Source organism: Dokdonella sp., assembly GCF_035511235.1.
In the GTDB taxonomy this organism is placed as follows: domain Bacteria; phylum Pseudomonadota; class Gammaproteobacteria; order Xanthomonadales; family Rhodanobacteraceae; genus Dokdonella.
This window is the reverse complement of sequence record NZ_DATKFQ010000017.1, coordinates 19,615-37,656: the sequence shown is the minus strand read 5'-3', so window position 1 is coordinate 37,656 and position 18,042 is coordinate 19,615. Positions and strand designations below refer to the sequence as shown.

Genomic DNA, 18,042 nt, shown 5'->3' with positions numbered 1-18,042 from the left:
TACGACGTGATGGATGCGACGCTCGCCGATTTCCATTTCCTGCGCCCGCTCTGGCTGCTCGCACTGCTGGCGCTGCCGCTGTTCGCCTGGCGGGTGCGCCACGCGCGAGCCGAGGCCGGTGCCTGGCGACGGGTGGTCGATCCGCAGCTGCTGCCGCATCTGATCGAGCGCGGCGACGAGGCCGCGGGACGCGGCGGGGCGCGTCTGGCCGCCGCGGCCTGGATCCTGAGCTGCCTTGCGCTGGCCGGTCCGGCCTGGGAGCGCGAATCGATACCGCTGTACCGCAACGAATCGGCACGCGTGATCGTGCTCGAACTGGCCGCCTCGATGCTCGCGCAGGACGTCAAGCCGAGCCGGCTCGAGCGGGCGCGCCACAAGATCGGCGACATCCTCGACCGCAGCCGCGACCAGCAGACCGCACTGATCGGCTATGCCGGGGACGCCTTCGTCGCCGCGCCGCTGACCGACGACGTCAATACCGTGCGCAATCTGGTACAGGCGCTGGATCCGACCGTGATGCCGGTCGCCGGCAATGCCACCGGACGTGCGATCGCGCGCGCGACCGATCTGATTCGCCAGGCCGGTGCCGGCCGCGGCGAGATCATCGTGATCGCCGACAGCGCGTCGGCCGATGCCGACTCGGCCGCGCATGCCGCGCTGGCGCAGGGGATGCACGTGTCGGTGCTGGCGGTCGGCACCGCTGCCGGCGCACCGGTCGCCTTGCCCGACGGCGGCTTTCTCAAGGGCGCCGGCGGCGACATCGTCGTGCCGAAGCTCGAGGAGGACCGGCTGCGCGCGCTGGCCGCCGCCGGCGGCGGCCGCTACGTCGCGCTGAGCGCCGACGCGAGCGATCTGCAGCGCCTGCTCGACGATACGCATGCGGTGCGCGGTGCGGCGCCCGATGCGGACGATGCGGCCCGCAGCACGCGCTTTCGCGATCGCGGTCCGTGGCTGCTGTTGCTGGTGCTGCCGTTCGCGCTGGCCGGCTTCCGGCGCGGATGGCTGATGGCGCTGGCGCTGTGCGTCGGCCTGCCGGCGCCTCAGGCCGAGGCGGCATCGCTCGCGGATCTGTGGCGGCGACCCGATCAGCAGGCTGCGGCGGCCCTGGCGCGCGGCGACGCGCAGGCGGCGCTCGATCGCGCACACTCGCCCGAATGGCGCGGCAGTGCCGCGTTCCGCGCCGGCGACTACCAGGGCGCGGCCGAGGCCTGGCAGCAGGCCAGCGGTCCGGACGCGGCCTACAACGAAGGCAATGCGCTGGCCAAGCTCGGCCAGTACGAGGCGGCGATCGCCGCCTACGATCGCGCACTCGCGCAGGCACCGGAGATGGCCGACGCGAAGGCCAACCGCGAGGCGATCGAGGCTTGGCTGAAGCAGCAGGCCGAGCAGTCACCGCCGCCGCAGGACGGCCAGCAGGGCCAGAAAGGTCAGCAGGGCGGCCAGGACGGCACATCCGGCCAGTCCGCCGGCGAATCGGCGTCCCAGGACGGCGGCGAGCGTTCGCAGCAGGGCGACGATGCGCAGCAGGACGGCAGCAACGAGGCATCGTCGGCGCAGGACGGTCAGGACGGCGGGCAGCATTCCGACGCCGCGCGCGACGGCCGCGCCGGCGAACAGCGCGCCGAGGATCCGTCCACGCTAGCATCGGCCGCTCAGGATCCGGGCCAGCGGGCAGGGCAGAAGGAAGCGCTGTCCAAGGCGATCGACGAGGCGCTCGAACGCGGCCCTGACGAGCAGGCCGATGCGGCCAGGCCCGACTCGTCCGCGCAGCAGGGCGAGCCGCGCTCGCTCTCGCCGCAGGAGGCGGCCGACCAGGAACAGCAGCAGGCGATGAAGCAGTGGATGGAGCGCGTACCGGACGATCCCGGCGGTCTGCTGCGGCGCAAGTTTTTGCTCGAGTATCAGCGGCGCCAACAGGCCGGAGGAAACGGACCATGACGTTTCGCGCATGGCGCGGCCTGATCGCCGCGCTGATCTGGCTGTGCACGGCCGTGCCGGCGCTCGCGGCCGACGACGGCGTCCGCGCCTGGCTCGATCGCGACACGATGCATCTGGGCGAGAGCGTGACCTTGAACGTCGAGAGTCAGGGCGGCGCCGCCGGCCAGCCCGACTTCTCGGTGCTCGACCGCGATTTCCGTCAGCTCGGCACGCAGTCCAGCCGCCAGGTCAACATCGTCAACGGCACCACGGTGATCAAGACCCTGTGGGCGGTCGCGCTCGAACCGAAGCAGGAGGGCGTGCTGACGGTGCCGCCGGTGGCGGTCGGCAGCGCGCGTACCGAACCGCTGACGCTGACCGTGCTGCCGCAGCCGACCGGAGCGCAGGGCCGGCCCGGCGACGATCTCTTCATCGAGGTCAGCGCCGATCCGCTCGCGCCCTACGTCCAGCAGCAGATCCGCTACACGGTCAAGCTGTATTTCGCGTTCGACCTGACCGACGGCAACCTCGCCGAGCCCAAGGCCGACGGCCTCGTCGTGCAGCGGCTCGGACAGGATCGCCGCTACGTCGCGAGCATCGGCGACCGCCGCTATCACGTGGTCGAGCGTCATTACGCGCTGATCCCGGAAGCCAGCGGGACGTTGCGCATCGCCGCACTGGTGTTCCGCGGCAGCGCGCTGGACCCGCGCGATCCGACCGGCTTCTTCAATCGCGGCCGCGCCGTGTCGGCCAGTTCCGACGCGGTCGAGTTCAACGTCCGGCCGCGGCCGGACGGCTGGGGGACCGACCCATGGCTGCCGGCGGTCGATCTGACGCTCGCCGACGAGACCGATCTGCCGGCCGAGGTCCGCGTCGGCGATCCGGTCACGCGCACGGTGCGCATGAAGGCGCAGGGTCTGGGCTACGAGCAGTTGCCCGAGCTCGATTTCCCGCCGCTCGCCGGTGCCGAGATCTACCCGGACAAGTCGCAGGTCGTCACGCGCGACGACGGGACCTGGCTGTTCGGCGAGCGCGTGCGCAAGTTCGCGGTCGTGCCGACGCAGCCCGGGCGGCTCGAGCTGCCCGAGATCAGGCTGCGCTGGTGGAATACGGCGACCGGCGAGGAGGCGATCGCGGTGCTGCCGGCACGCGTCGTCCAGGTGTTGCCGGCCGCGGCCAATGCCGCAGCGCCACCGGCCGCCGGTGCCGCAGCTCCGGCGCTGCCGGCACCGGCCGATGCGCCGCCGCCGCCGACGACGGCCCCGGTCGAGACCCCGCTGCCTTCATTGCGGCTCTGGCAGGCGCTGGCCGCCGCGGGCTTTGCGTTGTGGCTGGCGACGCTCGCGCTGTGGGCTTGGCGCTCGCGCCGGCGCGGTGGCGCACGGGCGGTGCCGGGTCCGAACGAGGACGGCAGCGCCGCGCGCAGCCGCTTCCTGCGCGCCGCCGCGCTCGGCGAGCTGGCCGGCGCCGAGCGCAGCCTGATCGCCTGGGCGCGCACCGAACGGCCGCAGCTGCGCAACGTCGGCGAGCTGATCGCCGCGCTCGGCGACGAGGCGCAGCGCGAGGCCCTGCTGGCATTGCAGCGCGCGCGCTACGCCGGCGCCTCGGCCGACGGTCTCGGCGGGCGTCTCGAACGCGCATTCCGCGACGGATTGCGCTGGGCCGCCGCGCCGTCGGCGCTGCGCGCCGCTTCGGCGCTGCCGGCGTTGTATCCGGAGCGCTGACACGGCACCGGCGCCGCCGGGTTCACGGCGGCGTCGAACTCATAAGGGTGCGCACAACGGCGTCCCGACGCGCCGGGCGATCGTCGGCACGACGGTAGCCGAATCGGGATCCGGCGCGAGCCAGCCTTCCCAGGTGCCGCGGCCGCGCGCGCGATCGCGCACGGCGAGGCCGCGCAGTACGCCGGCCGCATCGACGATCAGCAGGCGGCCCTGCGCCGGTTCGGTCAGCTCGAAGCGGATCAGCCGCCCGGCCGCGCCGATCCGGTTCGCGCTCGTGCTCATCGCCGGCTCGCGCATGTCGAGCCGATCGATCGCGTCCTCGCGCAGGCGGCGTCCGAGACAGCGCGCCTCGGGCCATCGATAGGGGCCGAGCGAGTCGCGCCGCAGCGCGGGCAGGGCGGCTGCCAGCTCGGCCGCGACCGTCTCGCCGAGCGGCTGCGAGTCGGGCACCAGGCCGACCACGGCCGCCGTCGCGGTCCGTTCGGCGGCACGCTGCATCGACAGCGCCAGTTCGGCCATCCATAGCGAGCTCGGCGCGAGGGCGGCGGCGGCCAGCAGGGCGATCGACGGGCGAGAACGACGGCCGGGCGCGAGCAGCGCCGCGCACAGCAGTCCGGCCCAGAACAGGCTCGACCACGGCAGGTAGCGCGGCGCCTGCAATTGCTCCGGGAAATCGGCGAAGTAGGCCGAGCGCGACACCGCGATCACTGCACCGACTCCCAGGCCGAACCAGGCCACGCCGAGGGCGGCGCGGCGCGCCGGCACGGTGGCGGCCGGCGCGCGCCAGGCGCGTCCGCTCGCGATCAGCAGGCACGCCAGGCCCGATGCGCCGATCAGCGCCTGCGGCATGAGCGAGGTCCGTACCGGGCCGTAGCGCGTCGTGAACGCGTCGGCGGCCGCGATCGCGGCCGCGCGCAGCGGCGCGCCGGGCAGTTGCGCCGCGATCGCCGGATCGAGCAGCGGCCAGAAGACGTAGACGAACGGGCTGGCGAGCCAGCGCACCAGCACCACGGCCTGCCCGATCGGGTCGAAGCTCAGCGTACCGGTCACCGCCGCCGAGGCGCCGCCGAGGTACAGCGCGAGTGCAACCGCAAGGCCCGCCGCCCAGACGCCCCAGGCCGCACGCGTCGCGCCGCCCAGCGCCATCACGATCGCGATCGCGCCGAAGCTGGCGATGCCGCTGCCGAAGGTCAGCGTCGCCAGCAGCGCCAGCGCTGCCGCGCCGGCCGCCGCGCGCGCGTCGACGCGGCCGTCGGCGATTCGCGCCAGTGCGAGCATCAGGCACAGCACGATCAGGTAGACGCGCACCGATTCGTGCGCATGCGCCAGCGCGCGCTCGTTGCCGAGCCAGAACAGGCCCAATACCGCGATCAGGCTTGCAGCCGCGCGCGTGGCCGTCGGCAGCTGCGTCCGTGCGATCGTGCGCAGCCAGACCGCCGCCGCGGCGATCGCCAGCAGGGCGCCGAGCACGATGCCGAGCGTCTGATCGCCGCCGAGCAGGTGCACCTCGATCCAGCGCACGGCATTCGGCACGATCTCGCGGTGGCCGTTGTCGGCCGAGCTCACGCCGGCCAGGAACGGCTGCTCGAGCAGCTTGGCGTAGAGGCGCCAGGCATCGGCATACGGCACGCGCGGCGCGGCGAGCAGCATCAGCGCGACGCCGGCGGCGGCGACCGCAAGCGCCGCGATGCGGCAGGTCAGCGCGGCCGGCCCGCCTGCATGCAGCGACCAGGCATCGCGCGGTGGTGCGTTCAAAGCGGCCGCAGCAGGACGAGGACGGCACCGGTGCCGCCCTCGGACGCGCGTGCCGACGCGAACGCGAGCACGTCGGCGCGCCGGCGCAGCAGCTGGTCGGTCAGCTTCTTGAGGACCGGTCCTTCCGGTTTAGAGCGCAGGCCCTTGCCGTGCACGATGCGCACGCACAGTGCGTTCTCGCGCCGGCATTCGTCGATGAACTGCGCGATCGCCACGCGCGCGACCGCGGCGGTCATCTGGTGCAGGTCGATCTCGGCGCGCACGCTGAACTGGCCGCGCCGCAGCCGGCGCAGCAGGCGCGGCGATTGTCCGTTCTGCAGCCAGACCAGTTCCTCGCCGACCTCGATCGCGGCCGGATCGAACGGATGATCGAGCAACTCGCGTCCGACCGCCGCCTCGTCGCGGATGAACTGCAGCGGCTCGGGCTGCGGCCTGGGCCGCGATGGCGCCGCCTGCGACGGTGTGGCGAGGGGGCGCACCGATCCGATCGCCTCGCGGAACAGGCGGCTGTCGTCTTCGTCGGGCGGCGGCGAGCGCTTCATCGCGGCGAGCCTACCGCAACGCGGTTTTGTTCGCTGACGCGCGCCGCATCCTCGTTCGTGGCGCCGGGTTCGATCGCCGCACGCGACCGGCACGAGGCCGCGTCGGCTGAAGCGATCGGGGCGAATCCGGTATCATCGCCGCTTCTCCCGATATCTCGCCGGGTGCCGGCTGCGGCACCGAGGCATCGGCGTGCAGCGGTTCGGCTCGAGGGGTGCGATGCGGGTTCTGGTCAGCAACGACGACGGCGTGGACGCTCCGGGCATCGGCGTCCTGGCCGAGCGCCTGCGCGCGATCGGCGAGGTCACCGTGGTCGCCCCCGATCGCGACCGCTCCGGCGCCAGCAATTCGCTGACCCTCGATCAGCCGATCCGCGTGGCGCGGCTCGACGCCGACCGCTACCGCGTCGCCGGCACGCCGACCGATTGCGTGCATCTGGCGCTGTCGGGCCTGCTCGAGCACGAGCCCGACATCGTCGTCTCGGGCATCAACAACGCGGCCAATCTCGGCGACGACGTGATCTATTCGGGCACGGTCTCGGCGGCGATGGAGGGGCGGTTCCTCGGGCTGCCGGCGATCGCGGTGTCGCTGGTCACGGTCGATCACGAGGGCGTGCACTACGAGAGCGCCGCAAACGCCGTGCTGGCATTGATCAACAAGCTGCTGCGCGATCCGCTGCCGGCCGACACGATCCTCAACGTCAACGTGCCGGATCTGCCGTGGGAGGCGATCGGCGGCTTCGCGGTGACGCGGCTCGGGCGCCGTCATCGCTCCGCGCCGTGCCTGCCGCAGACCGACCCGCGCGGCCGCCTGATCTGGTGGATCGGTCCGGCCGGCGCCGCCGAGGACGACGGCCCGGGCACCGATTTCCACGCCGTGCGCGAAGGCAAGGTCTCGATCACGCCGATCCACGTCGACCTGACGCGCTACCAGGCCCTGGACAAGGTCAGCGGCTGGGTCGAGTCGCTGCAGGCGCGCAGCGAGGCGCTGTCGTGAGCGCAGGCCGGTGATGTCGTTCTCGCACCGCAACCGCGAGGCGCAGGGCAGCGGCATGACCTCGCAGCGCGCGCGCGACCGCATGGTCGAGCGCCTGCAGGCCGACGGCATCGGCGACCGCCGCGTGCTCGAGGTGATCCGGCACCTGCCGCGGCATCAGTTCATCGACGAGGCGCTGGCCTCGCGCGCCTACGAGGACACCGCGCTGCCGATCGGCCGTGGCCAGACGATCTCGCAACCGTGGGTTGTCGCGCGCATGACCGAGGCGCTGATCGAGACGCGCCTGCCTGCGCGCGTGCTCGAGATCGGCACCGGCTCGGGCTATCAGGCCGCGGTCCTGGCCGGTCTGGTCGGCACCGTCTACACGGTCGAGCGGATCGAGGAACTGCTGCGCAGCGCGCGGCGCCGGTTCCGTGCGCTCAAGCTCGACAACATCCGCTCCCGCCACGACGACGGCCGTCTCGGCTGGCCGGAAGAGTCGCCGTTCGACGCGATCCTGGTCACCGCCGCGGGGCCCGAGCTGCAGGCCGCGCTGCTCGCGCAGCTGGCGCCTGACGGCTGCCTGATCGCGCCGGTCGGTCCGCCCGGCCGACAGACGCTGACGCGGATCCGCGCCGGCGAGGACGGCTGGACGCGCGAGGATCTGGGCCCGGTCAGTTTCGTTCCCCTGCTCGGAGGTACCGGTTGAAACTGTTCGGACCGTTGTACGAACGCGCGATGCGCTGGGCCGCGCATCCGCGCGCGGTGTCGATGCTGGCGGGCCTGAGCTTCGTCGAGGCGATCATCTTCCCGGTGATGCCCGAGGTCATGCTCGCGCCGATGACGCTGGCGCGGCCGCAGCAATGGTTCCGTTACGCGACGATCAGCCTGATCGGCTCGCTGCTCGGCGCCGCCGTCGGCTATGCGCTCGGCCATTTCGCGTTTGCGGCGCTGCAGCCGCTGATCCAGTGGCTGGGCTGGAGCACGGCGATCGACGCCCATGTCGCGCACCTGCGCGAGGTCGTCGCGCAGTCGCCGTGGCAGGCGTTCTGGCTGCTGGTGCTGGCTGGCTTCACGCCGATCCCGCTGAAGATCTTCACCTGGGCCTCGGGCATCGTCGGCGTGCCGCTGCTGCCGTTCCTCGCCAGCATGCTGGTCGGCCGCGGCAAGCGCGTCTATCTGCTGTGCGGTCTGATCCGGCTCGGCGGCGTGCGGGCTGAACGGGCGCTGCACCGCTGGATCGAGGTGATCGGCTGGGCTGCCGTCGGACTGCTGATCCTGCTGGTACTCTACTTCAAGTTCCTGCACTAAATGTTTGACGTGGAAAGATCGGATAAGGAACGCGACGCCGTCTTCGGACGCTACGCGCGGCGGTTCGGGGCCTGGCTGATGCTCGGTCTGCTCGCCGGCTGCGCGTCCACCGGCCCGGCCCCGGTCGAGGACCGCAGCGGCCGCTCGCGGCCGCCGGCCGCGGCCGAGCGGCCCGTGGCGGCGCTGCCGGCCGGCGCCAGCCATCGCGTCGTCAGGGGCGACACGCTGTACGGCATCGCGTTCCGCAACGGTCTGGACTATCGCGATCTGGCGCGCTGGAACGGCATCGGCCCGCCGTACACGATCCGCGTGGGCGAACAGCTGCGCCTGACCGATCCGGCGCGCTCGGCTGCCGCCGCGCCGCCGCCCAGGCCGCCGGCCAGCGTACCGCCGCCGTCGCGCCCGGTCGCGACGACGAGCGCGCCGCCGGCAGCCACGCCGGCACTGCCGCCAGCCGCGAGCGCCGCTACGCGACCCGCCACGCCGGCGACGACGACGTCGAGCGCGGCTTCGACCGCGCCGGCGCCGGCACCTGCCGCGACGCCGCCGGCTGCACCGCCGCCGCCGCCGCCACCGCCACCGGCACCGGCGGCGTCCTCGACCTCGGCTGGGATCGCCTGGCGCTGGCCGCTGGCCGGGTCGGTGCTGGCCGGCTATGTCGCCGGCGATCCGGCGCGCTCGGGCATCGACATCTCCGGCAAGGCCGGCGGCCAGGTCGTCGCGGCGGCCGACGGCGAAGTCGTCTACAGCGGCAATGGCCTGGTCGGCTACGGCGAGCTGGTCATCATCAAGCACAGCCCGTCGCTGCTGTCGGCCTACGCGCGCAACGGGCGGCGTCTGGTCGATGAGCGCGCCCGCGTCAAGGCCGGGCAGCCGATCGCCGAGCTCGCCAGCGGCCGGCCGATCCTGCATTTCGAGATCCGCAGGAACGGCAAGCCGATCAACCCGCTCGAATACCTGCCGTCGCGCTAAGCTTGCGCGATGGCTGGTTCACCGCCTCCGGATCCCGAATCAGACGATCTCCTTGCGCTGCTCGACGCGATCGAGCCGCAGGACGACGAGGCGCGCTCGTCGACCGGCGTATACCTCAACGAGATCGCGCTGATTCCGCTGCTGACCGGCGAGCAGGAGTGGGCGCTGGCCGAGCGCGTACATCGCGGCGACGGCGAGGCGCGGCGGCGCATGATCGAATCGAACCTGCGCCTGGTCGTGACGGTCGCGCGCGCCTACGTCGGCCGCGGCCTGCTGCTGATCGACCTGATCGCCGAGGGCAATCTCGGCCTGATCCGCGCGGTCGAGCGTTTCCGGCCCGAGCGGCGGCTGCGCTTCTCGACCTACGCGGTGTGGTGGATCCGCCATGCGATCCAGCAGGCGGTCATGAATCAGGGGCGCACGGTGCGCCTGCCGGTGCACGTGCTGCGCGGCCTGGCCCAGGTGCTGCGCGTCGACCGCGAGCTGACCACCCAGCTCGGCCGGTCGCCGACGCTCGATGAACTGGCCCAGGCCACCGGCAAGGCGCCGGGCGAGCTCGCCGAGCTGTTCCGGATCAGCGAGGGCATCAGCTCGCTCGACGCGCCGCTGTCCGAGGACGACAGCCGCGCGCTGATCGAGCAGATCGCCGATCAGGAGGACGCCGGCAGGAGCGGCGGCGAAGGACCGGGTGTCCGCCTGCCGGAGTGGCTGGACCATCTGACCGCGCGGCAGCGCTCGGTCGTCGAGCGCCGCTATGGCCTCAACGAACAGCCCGCGCAATCGCTGGCCGAGATCGCGCGCGATCTCGGCGTCACCCGCGAGCGGGTGAGGCAGATCCAGGAAGAAGCCCTGCGCAAGCTGCGCCGGCTGCTGCAGTGAGCGTCGCCCGCTGCGCGTTCAGTCCGGCGCCGGAGCGTCCGGCTCCGGCAGGATGAACGCGGCGACGACGCGGCGTCCCTCGGCCGCGAGCAGATTGTAGGTGCGGCTGGCTGCGGCGTTGTCCATGACCTCCACGCCGATCCCGCGCCGCATCAGCATGACCAGATGCTCGCGCGGCGGAAACACCTGGCGTTCGCCGGTGCCGATCAGCACCAGCTCGGGGCGCAGCGCGAGCAGCGCCTCGACCGCCGCGGCGTCGAGCGCGCCGGCATCGCGCACCGGCCAGTCCTCGACGACCGCATCGGGCGCGAGCAGGAAGCTCGAGGCGAGCTCGCGGTCGATCACGCGGATCGAGCGTGGCGAACTGGCGCGTATGAAGAAGTAGCCCTCGGGCCGGTCGTGGATCAGCTGCACGGGACGCTCGTCGTCTCGGCCGGTCTCAGCGCGGCAGCTCGATCACCGGCTGCTCGCGATTGCGCCGGAACAGGCAGGCGATGCCGCCGATCGCCTGCACCAGTTCGGCTCCGGTGGCCTCGATCAGCGCAGCGGTCTGCGCCTGGCGCTCGTCGCGATCGCCGGCGAGGCGCACCTTGACCAGCTCGTGATGATCGAGCGCCTGGCCCAGTTCGGCGAGCAGCGGCTCGGTGATGCCGCGCTGGCCGATCTGGATCAGCGGATGCAGCGCATGGGCGAGGCCGCGCAGGTGACGCTTCTGGTTCGGGTTCAACGACATGAATGGGAGGGGAGGCGAGCGGCGGCGACGGGGCCGGGAAGCCTTTCAGGGTATCATGCGGGCCGTGCCGAACCTCGGTTTCCCATGGCCCGCAGCAAATCCAGTCATCGTTGGCTCAAGGAACATTTCGCCGATCCGTACGTCAAACGGGCCCAGGCCGAGGGCTGGCGTTCGCGCGCGGTGTTCAAGCTCGAGGAGCTGATCGAGCGCGACGATCTGCTCAAGCCGGGCATGACGGTGGTCGATCTGGGCGCTGCGCCGGGCGGCTGGTCGCAGATGGTGCGCGCGCGCCTGGGCGACCGGGGCCGCGTGATCGGTCTGGACATCCTGCCGATGCAGGGCATCGCCGGCGTCGACTTCATCGAAGGCGATTTCCGCGAGGAGTCGGTGTTGGCGCAGCTGCGCGAGCGCCTCGACGGCGCACCGGTCGATCTTGTGCTTTCGGACATGGCCCCCAACATGAGCGGCATGACCGCGGTCGACCAGCCGCGGGCGATGCATCTGGCGGAGCTGGCCGAAGCGTTCGCTTCCGAACACTTGAGACCCGGCGGCGCCTATCTGACCAAGCTGTTCCAGGGACCGGGGTTCGACGATTACGTCCGACGCTTGCGCGCGGCCTATCAGCGCGTCAGCATCCGGAAGCCGAAGGCATCGCGGTCACGCAGTCCGGAGGTCTACGCGCTGGCCACCGGCAAGCGCTAGACGGCGCCGGGGCGGCATGGGTTCAGGCACGGACCGGTCTGATCGCGCGAACGGCGCGGCGGCCGGAGCCGGAAACGGGAACGAAGTAGGATGACAGGCGGAACGCGCGGCTCGATCCCGAGCGGTGGCCTTCCCCAGGCGAAAGGCGGAACGAGCGAGCATGAATGACATAGCCAAGAATCTGTTGCTCTGGGTGGTGATCGCGGTCGTGCTGTTGACCGTGTTCCAGAGCTTCAATCCGCGTGGAGCCGAGAACAGCGGTCCGGTTCCGTATTCCGAATTCATGGCCCAGGTCCGCAGCGGCCAGGTCGATCAGGTCACCGTCGGCAACGACAACCGCTCGATCGAGGCGACGCTCAAGAACGGCAGCAAGCTGCGTACGACGTTCCTGCCGACCGACAGCAACATCGACGAGATCCAGAAGAACGTCGCCAAGGTCATCGTGCAGCCGCCGGACAACCGCAATTCGGTGTTCCGCGTGCTGATCGAGTGGCTGCCGATCCTGCTGTTCATCGGCATCCTGATCTATTTCATGCGCCAGATGCAGGCCGGTGCCGGCGGGCGCGGCGCGATGTCGTTCGGCCGCTCGCGCGCCAAGCTGCAGGGCGAGGACCAGGTCAAGATCACCTTCGCCGACGTCGCCGGCTGCGACGAGGCCAAGGAGGAGGTCTCCGAGCTGGTCGACTTCCTGCGCGATCCGTCCAAGTTCACCAAGCTCGGCGGCAAGATTCCGCGCGGCGTGCTGATGGTCGGCTCGCCCGGTACCGGCAAGACCCTGCTCGCCAAGGCGATCGCCGGCGAGGCCAAGGTGCCGTTCTTCTCGATCTCGGGCTCCGATTTCGTCGAAATGTTCGTCGGCGTCGGTGCGGCGCGCGTACGCGACATGTTCGAGCAGGCCAAGAAGCACGCGCCGTGCATCATCTTCATCGACGAAATCGACGCGGTCGGCCGTCACCGCGGCGCCGGCCTCGGCGGCGGTCACGACGAGCGCGAGCAGACGCTGAACCAGCTGCTGGTCGAGATGGACGGCTTCGAGGGCAGCGAGGGCGTGATCGTCATCGCCGCGACCAACCGTCCGGACGTGCTCGACCCGGCGCTGCTGCGCCCGGGCCGTTTCGACCGCCAGGTCATCGTGCCGCTGCCGGACATCAAGGGCCGCGAGCACATCCTGAAGGTGCACATGCGCAAGGTGCCGGTCGCGTCCGACGTCGAGCCGATCGTCATCGCGCGCGGCACGCCGGGCTTCTCGGGTGCGGATCTGGCCAACCTCGTCAACGAGGCGGCGCTGTTCGCGGCGCGCGAGAACGCGCGCGAGGTCACGATGCTGCATTTCGAGCGCGCCAAGGACAAGATCATGATGGGTGCCGAGCGGCGCTCGATGATCATGAGCGAGGACGAGAAGAAGCTGACCGCCTACCACGAGGCCGGCCACGCGATCGTCGGCCTGTCGGTGCCGCTGCACGATCCGGTGCACAAGGTCACGATCATCCCGCGCGGCCGCGCGCTCGGCGTGACGATGTACCTGCCCGAGCAGGACCGCCACAGCTACAGCAAGACCGAGCTGGCCAGCCGCCTGGCCAGCCTCTACGGCGGCCGCGTCGCCGAGGAGATCATCTTCGGCGAGGATCGCGTCACCACCGGTGCGTCCAACGACATCGAGCGCGCGACGCAGATGGCGCGCAACATGGTCACCAAGTGGGGCCTGTCCGACGAGCTCGGTCCGATCGCCTACGGCGAGCAGGAGGACGAGGTCTTCCTCGGCCGCTCGGTCACGCAGCACAAGAACGTCTCGGACGAGACCGCGCGCAAGATCGACGAGGTCGTGCGTTCGATCCTCGATCGCGAGTACGCGCGCGCCAAGTCGATCCTGACCGAGAAGATCGACGTCCTGCACGCGATGGCCGATGCGCTGCTGACCTACGAGACGATCGACCGCGAGCAGGTCGAGCAGATCATGCAGGGCCGTGCACCGACGCCGCCGAAGGACTGGACCGGTACGCCCAAGCGCAGCAGCGGCGGTGACGGCGGCAGCCGCGGCGGCGAGAGCCCGATCGGCGGTCCGGCCGTGCAGCCGCGCACGTCGGCCGACTGATCAGGCTCGAACCGGCGGCAGCGCCGCCATCATCGGATCGCGCCGGCTGCGTGCCGACGCGGGCATCGACGGGCCGCCCTGCGCGGCCCGTGTCTTTTCGGGGGTAGGGTACATGTTCGCGATCACGCTCGACTGCAACGGACGCGATTTGGTGCTGGACCGGCCGCGCATCGCCGGCGTCCTCAACGTCACGCCCGATTCGTTCTCCGACGGCGGCCGCTGGGCCGATCCCGGCCAGGCGGTCGAGCACGCACTGCGCCTGATCGAGGAAGGCGCCGACCTGATCGACGTCGGCGGCGAATCGACGCGCCCGGGTGCCGAGCCGGTAACGGCCGGCGAGGAGATCGCGCGCGTCGTGCCGGTGATCGCGGCACTGCGCGAACGCACCTCGGTGCCGATCTCGATCGATACGTCCAAGCCCGAGGTCATGCGCGCGGCCGTCGAGGCCGGTGCCGGCCTGATCAACGACGTCGCCGCGCTGCGCGGCGAGAGTGCACTCGACGCAGCCGCCGCGCTCGGCGTGCCGGTCTGCCTGATGCACATGCGCGGCGAGCCGCGCACGATGCAGGCCGCGCCCGAGTACGACGACGTCGTCGGCGAGGTCCATCGCTTCCTGGCCGAGCGCCTGTTCGCCTGCCAGATGGCCGGCATCGACAAGAAGCGGATCCTGGTCGATCCCGGCTTCGGCTTCGGCAAGACGCTCGAGCACAATCTCGCGCTGCTGCGTGATCTGGGGCGCTTCGCCGAGCTCGCGCCGGTCTACGTGGGGCTTTCGCGCAAGACGATGATCGGTACCTTGACCGGGCGTGACGATCCGGCGGCGCGCGCGGCCGGGTCGGCGGCCGCGGCGCTGATCGCGGTGCAGCGTGGCGCCACGCTGGTGCGCGTGCACGACGTCGCCGTCACGCGCGATGCGCTCGCGGTGTGGGCCGGCGTCGCGGCCGGCGACCGGCCGCGTGCGGCGCCGTCGGCCTCGGCGCGATCGCCGCGCACGCCCTGGGACGAGGACTGAACCACGCCGGCGAAGACCAGGCCGCGGCCCGGCCTTCGCGTGCGGATGCGCGGCGCCGGCGCCTCAGCGCCGTGCCGAGCCCTGCGGGTCGCCGAAGTCGGTCGGCGCCGGCGGCGCGACGATGTGCTGCGGCGGCTGGCGCTCGAGCTCGGCCATCAGCACCTCGACCGCCTTCTCGATGCTCGGATCGCCGCCGGCGGCGATCGCGTCGGGCCGGTCGACGATCTCGATGTCGGGACTGACGCCCTCGTTCTCGACCGCCCAGCGCCCGTCGGTACCGAGGAAGCGGAACGTGGCCGCCAGGATCGAGCCGCCGTCGGCCAGCGAGGGATTGCCCGAGATGCCGACCAGGCCGCCCCAGGTCCGCGTGCCGATCACCTTGCCGAGGCCGAGCTTCTTGAAGTAGTACGGGAAGGCGTCGCCGCCCGAGCTCGACAGGCCGTTGATCAGCATCGCCTTGGGACCGGCATGCGACAGCAGCGGCGTGGCCTGCGGATCGAGGCCGCGGCGCTTCCAGTAGTTCAGCGGTTCGCGCGCGACCAGCTCGATCATGCGGTCGGGAATGAAGCCGCCGCCGTTGTAGCGGTCGTCGATGATCAGCGCGTCCTTGTTGGCATAGGCCAGCATGCCCTTGAACAGCTCGCGGTTGCCCTCGACGGCCGTGTTCGGCACGTGGATGTAGCCGATCCGGCCGTTCGAGAGCCGGTCGACGATCGCGCGGCGCGAGGCGACCCAGTCCAGGTAGCGCAGGCCGAGCTCGGAGCTCAGCGTACGCACGCGCACCTCGCGGCTGCCGGCCGCGGTCGGCTTGCCGTTGATGCGCAGCACGACGTCGGCGTCACCCTTGTTCTGCAGCAGCTGATAGACGTTCTTGACGCTGCGCGCGTCGACGCCGTCGACCGCGATCAGGAACTCGCCCGGCTGCACGCGCACGCCGGCCTCGGTCAGCGGCGAGCGCGAGTATGCCTGCCAGTTCTCGCCCGGGTAGATGCGGGCGATGCGGAAGTAGCCCGAGGCGTCGGTCTCGAACTCGGCACCGAGCAGGCCGCCGGCGCGGCGCTCGATCTTCGGCTCGTCGCCCTGCTGCACGTAGACGTGGCCGGCATTGGCTTCGCCGGCGATCTCCTGCAGCAGGTAGTCCAGGTCCTGACGCGTGGCGACGTGCGCGACCAGCGGTTCGTAGCGCGCGCGAATCGCGTTCCAGCGGTCGATGCCGCCGTGCACGCCCGGATCGTAGAACCAGTCGCGCAGGATGCGCCAACCGTCGACGAAGGCCTGGCGCCATTCGCGGCGCGGGTCGACCAGGAGCTGCATGCGCGAGAGATCGACCGTGCCCTTGGCGAAGTCCTGGTCGGGCTTGGCCTCGATCAGCGCGAACTTGTCGCCCTGCTGCACCATCAGCGTCTTGCCGTCGGCGCTCAGGCGATAGCCGCCGGCGCCGCGCACGACGGTCGCGTCCTTGTCGGCGTCCAGCGGCAGCATGCGCAGCTCGAGCGGACTGCCGCCGCGGTCGCTGCCGGCGGTGACGTAGAACACCGCGTCGGCATTGGCGGCCAGGCCGCGGTAGTTGCCGGCCGGTGCCTTGAGCGCCTGCTCGCGTCCGATCAGGCCGTCGAGGTCGATGCGCAGCGGCGGCGTCTTGGTGCGCTCCTTCTTGTCGTCCTTGCCCGGTTCCTCGGCTGCCGCGGGCGCATCGTCGCGGTACAGCGCCGGGCCGTCCGCGGCGAGGCTGACCGCGTAGATGCGCGTGGCATTGGTGTAGAGGTAGTTCTGCTCGTACGCGCTGAAGGTCAGGTTGTAGTCGCGATTGGACAGGAAATACAGGCGCCGGCCCTGCGGATCGAACACCGGGCTGTACGCGCTCGAGTTCGCCGCGGTCGCCGGATGGCGCTTGCCGTCGGCCAGCGAATACAGCCACACGCGCGTGAGGTGGTTGTCGCCTTCGAGCGTATAGGCCAGCCAGCGCCCGTCCGGCGACCAGGTGTACTCGGTGATGTCGTCGTTGCGGCTGGTGTCGACGTCGGTGGTCTTGCCGCTGGCGACCTCGACGATGCGCAGGCGCTGCTGCTTGTCGGCGTAGGCGACGTGCTTGCCGTCCGGCGAGAACAGCGGCGCGAAGCGCCAGATGCCGCCGTCGCGCGTCAGCTGCCGCGGTGCGCCGCCGTCGGTCGGCTGCAGATAGAGCTCGTACTCGCCGGTCGCATCGGACAGATAGGCGTAGCTGCGGCCGTCCGGCGCCAGCGTCACGCCGATCTCGCGCGCATCGGGCGTCTGCGACAGGTTGGTCACGTCGCGGTTCTTGCCGCTGACCCGGAACACCTCGCCGCGCGCGCCGAAGATCAGCGTCTTGCCGTCGGCGGTCAGGTCGAACGACTCGACCTGCTCGGCGGCGTTCTTCCAGGTCGGCACGGTCTGCGGGAAATCGCCGGCGACGCGGATCGGGATCTCGCGCGCCTGGCCGCTGGCCGGATCGAAGTGCCACAGGCCGCCGCCCTTCTCGAACACGATCGCGTCGCGGCCGGCGCTCGGCCACAGCACGTCGAAATCGGTGAAATGGGTCAGCTGGCGCGGCTCGCCGCCGGCGGCCGGCATCGAGAACAGGTTGACCGTGTAGTGGCGGTCGGACGTGAAGTAGATCGTGTCGCCGATCCACATCGGCTGATTGTCGCTGGCCGGGTCGTCGGTCAGGCGCTGCGCGCTGTTGGCGGCGAGGTCGTAGATCCACACGTCCTGGGCGCGGCCGCCGCGGTAGCGCTTCCAGCTGCGGAACTCGCGGTCGATCGGCGTGTAGACATAGCGGTGGCCGTCCGGAGACAGCATGCCGCCGCCGGTCTCGGGCACCGCCAGCGGACGCTCCATGCCGCCTTCGAACGGCACCAGATACGGGCGGCCGCCGCGGTCGTCCATCGGCACGCGGTTGGCGCGCACGAGCACGTTCTTGCCGTCCGGCGTCCAGTCGAGCACGCGGTAGTCGGTGCCGCCGCGCGGCGGCTGCGCGCCGACGTCGTTGTACCAGGTCAGCTGGCGCGGGCTGCCGCCGGCGGCCGGGATCACGTGGACCTGGCGCGTGCCGTCGTACTCGCCCGAGAACGCGATCCAGCGGCAGTCCGGCGAGAATTTCGGATACAGCTCGCGTCCTTCGTGCGAGGTCAGCCGCAGTGCCGTGCCGCCGTTGACCGAGGCGGTATAGACGTCGCCACCGTAGACGAAAGCGACGGTCTCGCCGCAGATGTCCGGAAAGCGCAGCAGTCCGGTCGAGCCGGGCGGGACCGCATGGGCGGCCGGAACGGCGGCGAGGGCGAGAAGAATCGGGACGACAGGACGGCGCATCGGCGGCTCCGGGACGGACGAGGCGGCGATTGTAGTCGCCTGCCGCCGCCGCGCAGTGGGCCGAAAGCCATGGCGGCCGGGGCATTGCGTGCGCGCGGCG

The 18,042-nt window shown here is 71.5% G+C and carries 15 protein-coding genes; 10 read left to right on the top strand and 5 right to left on the bottom strand.

Annotation, left to right across the window (positions count from 1 at the left end; genetic code table 11):
- Positions 1 to 9 precede the first annotated feature (9 nt).
- Complete coding sequence (locus tag VMR06_RS08845) at positions 10 to 1,938, top strand: VWA domain-containing protein (protein WP_325375298.1); 1,929 nt, start codon at positions 10 to 12, stop codon at positions 1,936 to 1,938.
- Entirely contained in the window at positions 1,935 to 3,641 is a 1,707-nt protein-coding gene (locus tag VMR06_RS08840; RefSeq protein WP_325375296.1) for a BatD family protein, read from the top strand. Before VMR06_RS08845 ends, VMR06_RS08840 begins: the two co-directional genes overlap by 4 nt.
- Before the next feature lie 39 nt (positions 3,642 to 3,680).
- Here VMR06_RS08840 and VMR06_RS08835 read toward each other — a convergent pair whose 3' ends face one another.
- Together VMR06_RS08835 and VMR06_RS08830 are read right to left on the bottom strand one after the other, a co-directional pair.
- Positions 3,681 to 5,396 carry a hypothetical protein gene (locus VMR06_RS08835; RefSeq protein ID WP_325375294.1) on the bottom strand — a complete coding sequence of 572 codons (1,716 nt, stop codon included), beginning with the start codon at positions 5,394 to 5,396 and terminating at the stop codon, positions 3,681 to 3,683.
- Positions 5,393 to 5,938: a Smr/MutS family protein gene (locus VMR06_RS08830; protein ID WP_325375292.1), complete on the bottom strand. Its 546-nt coding sequence runs from the start codon at positions 5,936 to 5,938 to the stop codon at positions 5,393 to 5,395. Before VMR06_RS08830 ends, VMR06_RS08835 begins: the two co-directional genes overlap by 4 nt.
- A 217-nt stretch (positions 5,939 to 6,155) precedes the next feature.
- On the opposite strand from VMR06_RS08830, the gene surE reads away from it, so the two are divergent.
- From surE to VMR06_RS08805, 5 genes are read left to right on the top strand one after another with little or no spacing between them, the layout of a single operon-like run.
- A complete protein-coding gene (gene surE, locus VMR06_RS08825; protein WP_325375290.1) occupies positions 6,156 to 6,932 on the top strand; it encodes a 5'/3'-nucleotidase SurE in 777 nt (258 codons plus the stop codon).
- Positions 6,933 to 6,945: 13 nt separating this feature from the next.
- A complete protein-coding gene (locus VMR06_RS08820) occupies positions 6,946 to 7,620 on the top strand; it encodes a protein-L-isoaspartate(D-aspartate) O-methyltransferase (RefSeq protein ID WP_325375288.1) in 675 nt (224 codons plus the stop codon).
- On the top strand, positions 7,617 to 8,222 hold the full coding sequence (locus VMR06_RS08815) for a YqaA family protein (RefSeq protein ID WP_325375286.1): 606 nt from the start codon (positions 7,617 to 7,619) through the stop codon (positions 8,220 to 8,222). The genes VMR06_RS08820 and VMR06_RS08815 overlap by 4 nt, the downstream gene beginning before the upstream one ends.
- Positions 8,223 to 8,231: 9 nt before the next feature.
- Positions 8,232 to 9,194, top strand: coding sequence for a peptidoglycan DD-metalloendopeptidase family protein (locus VMR06_RS08810; RefSeq protein ID WP_325375284.1), 963 nt, complete (start codon positions 8,232 to 8,234; stop codon positions 9,192 to 9,194).
- A 9-nt stretch (positions 9,195 to 9,203) separates the two neighbouring features.
- Positions 9,204 to 10,073 carry a sigma-70 family RNA polymerase sigma factor gene (locus VMR06_RS08805; RefSeq protein ID WP_325375282.1) on the top strand — a complete coding sequence of 290 codons (870 nt, stop codon included), beginning with the start codon at positions 9,204 to 9,206 and terminating at the stop codon, positions 10,071 to 10,073.
- An 18-nt stretch (positions 10,074 to 10,091) separates the two neighbouring features.
- On the opposite strand, the gene VMR06_RS08800 is transcribed toward VMR06_RS08805, so the two are convergent.
- Both VMR06_RS08800 and yhbY read right to left on the bottom strand, forming a co-directional pair.
- The gene (locus VMR06_RS08800; protein ID WP_325375280.1) at positions 10,092 to 10,487 is read right to left on the bottom strand and encodes an Mth938-like domain-containing protein; all 396 of its coding nucleotides are present in this window, start codon (positions 10,485 to 10,487) and stop codon (positions 10,092 to 10,094) included.
- 25 nt (positions 10,488 to 10,512) lie between these two features.
- Complete coding sequence (yhbY, locus tag VMR06_RS08795) at positions 10,513 to 10,806, bottom strand: ribosome assembly RNA-binding protein YhbY (protein ID WP_325375278.1); 294 nt, start codon at positions 10,804 to 10,806, stop codon at positions 10,513 to 10,515.
- 84 nt (positions 10,807 to 10,890) lie between these two features.
- Between yhbY and rlmE the strand changes: the two genes are divergently transcribed.
- The 3 genes from rlmE (at position 10,891) to folP (ending at position 14,612) form a co-directional block, all read left to right on the top strand.
- Positions 10,891 to 11,508 (top strand): 23S rRNA (uridine(2552)-2'-O)-methyltransferase RlmE, encoded by a 618-nt coding sequence (gene rlmE / locus VMR06_RS08790; protein WP_325375400.1) that lies wholly within the window; start codon positions 10,891 to 10,893, stop codon positions 11,506 to 11,508.
- 160 nt (positions 11,509 to 11,668) lie between these two features.
- Positions 11,669 to 13,600 (top strand): ATP-dependent zinc metalloprotease FtsH, encoded by a 1,932-nt coding sequence (gene ftsH / locus VMR06_RS08785; protein WP_325375276.1) that lies wholly within the window; start codon positions 11,669 to 11,671, stop codon positions 13,598 to 13,600.
- Positions 13,601 to 13,712: 112 nt separating this feature from the next.
- Complete coding sequence (gene folP / locus VMR06_RS08780) at positions 13,713 to 14,612, top strand: dihydropteroate synthase (protein WP_325375274.1); 900 nt, start codon at positions 13,713 to 13,715, stop codon at positions 14,610 to 14,612.
- Between the two features lie 63 nt (positions 14,613 to 14,675).
- Here the strand turns inward: folP and VMR06_RS08775 are convergent, their stop codons facing one another.
- Positions 14,676 to 17,942, bottom strand: coding sequence for a S41 family peptidase (locus tag VMR06_RS08775; protein ID WP_325375273.1), 3,267 nt, complete (start codon positions 17,940 to 17,942; stop codon positions 14,676 to 14,678).
- Positions 17,943 to 18,042: the final 100 nt, after the last annotated feature.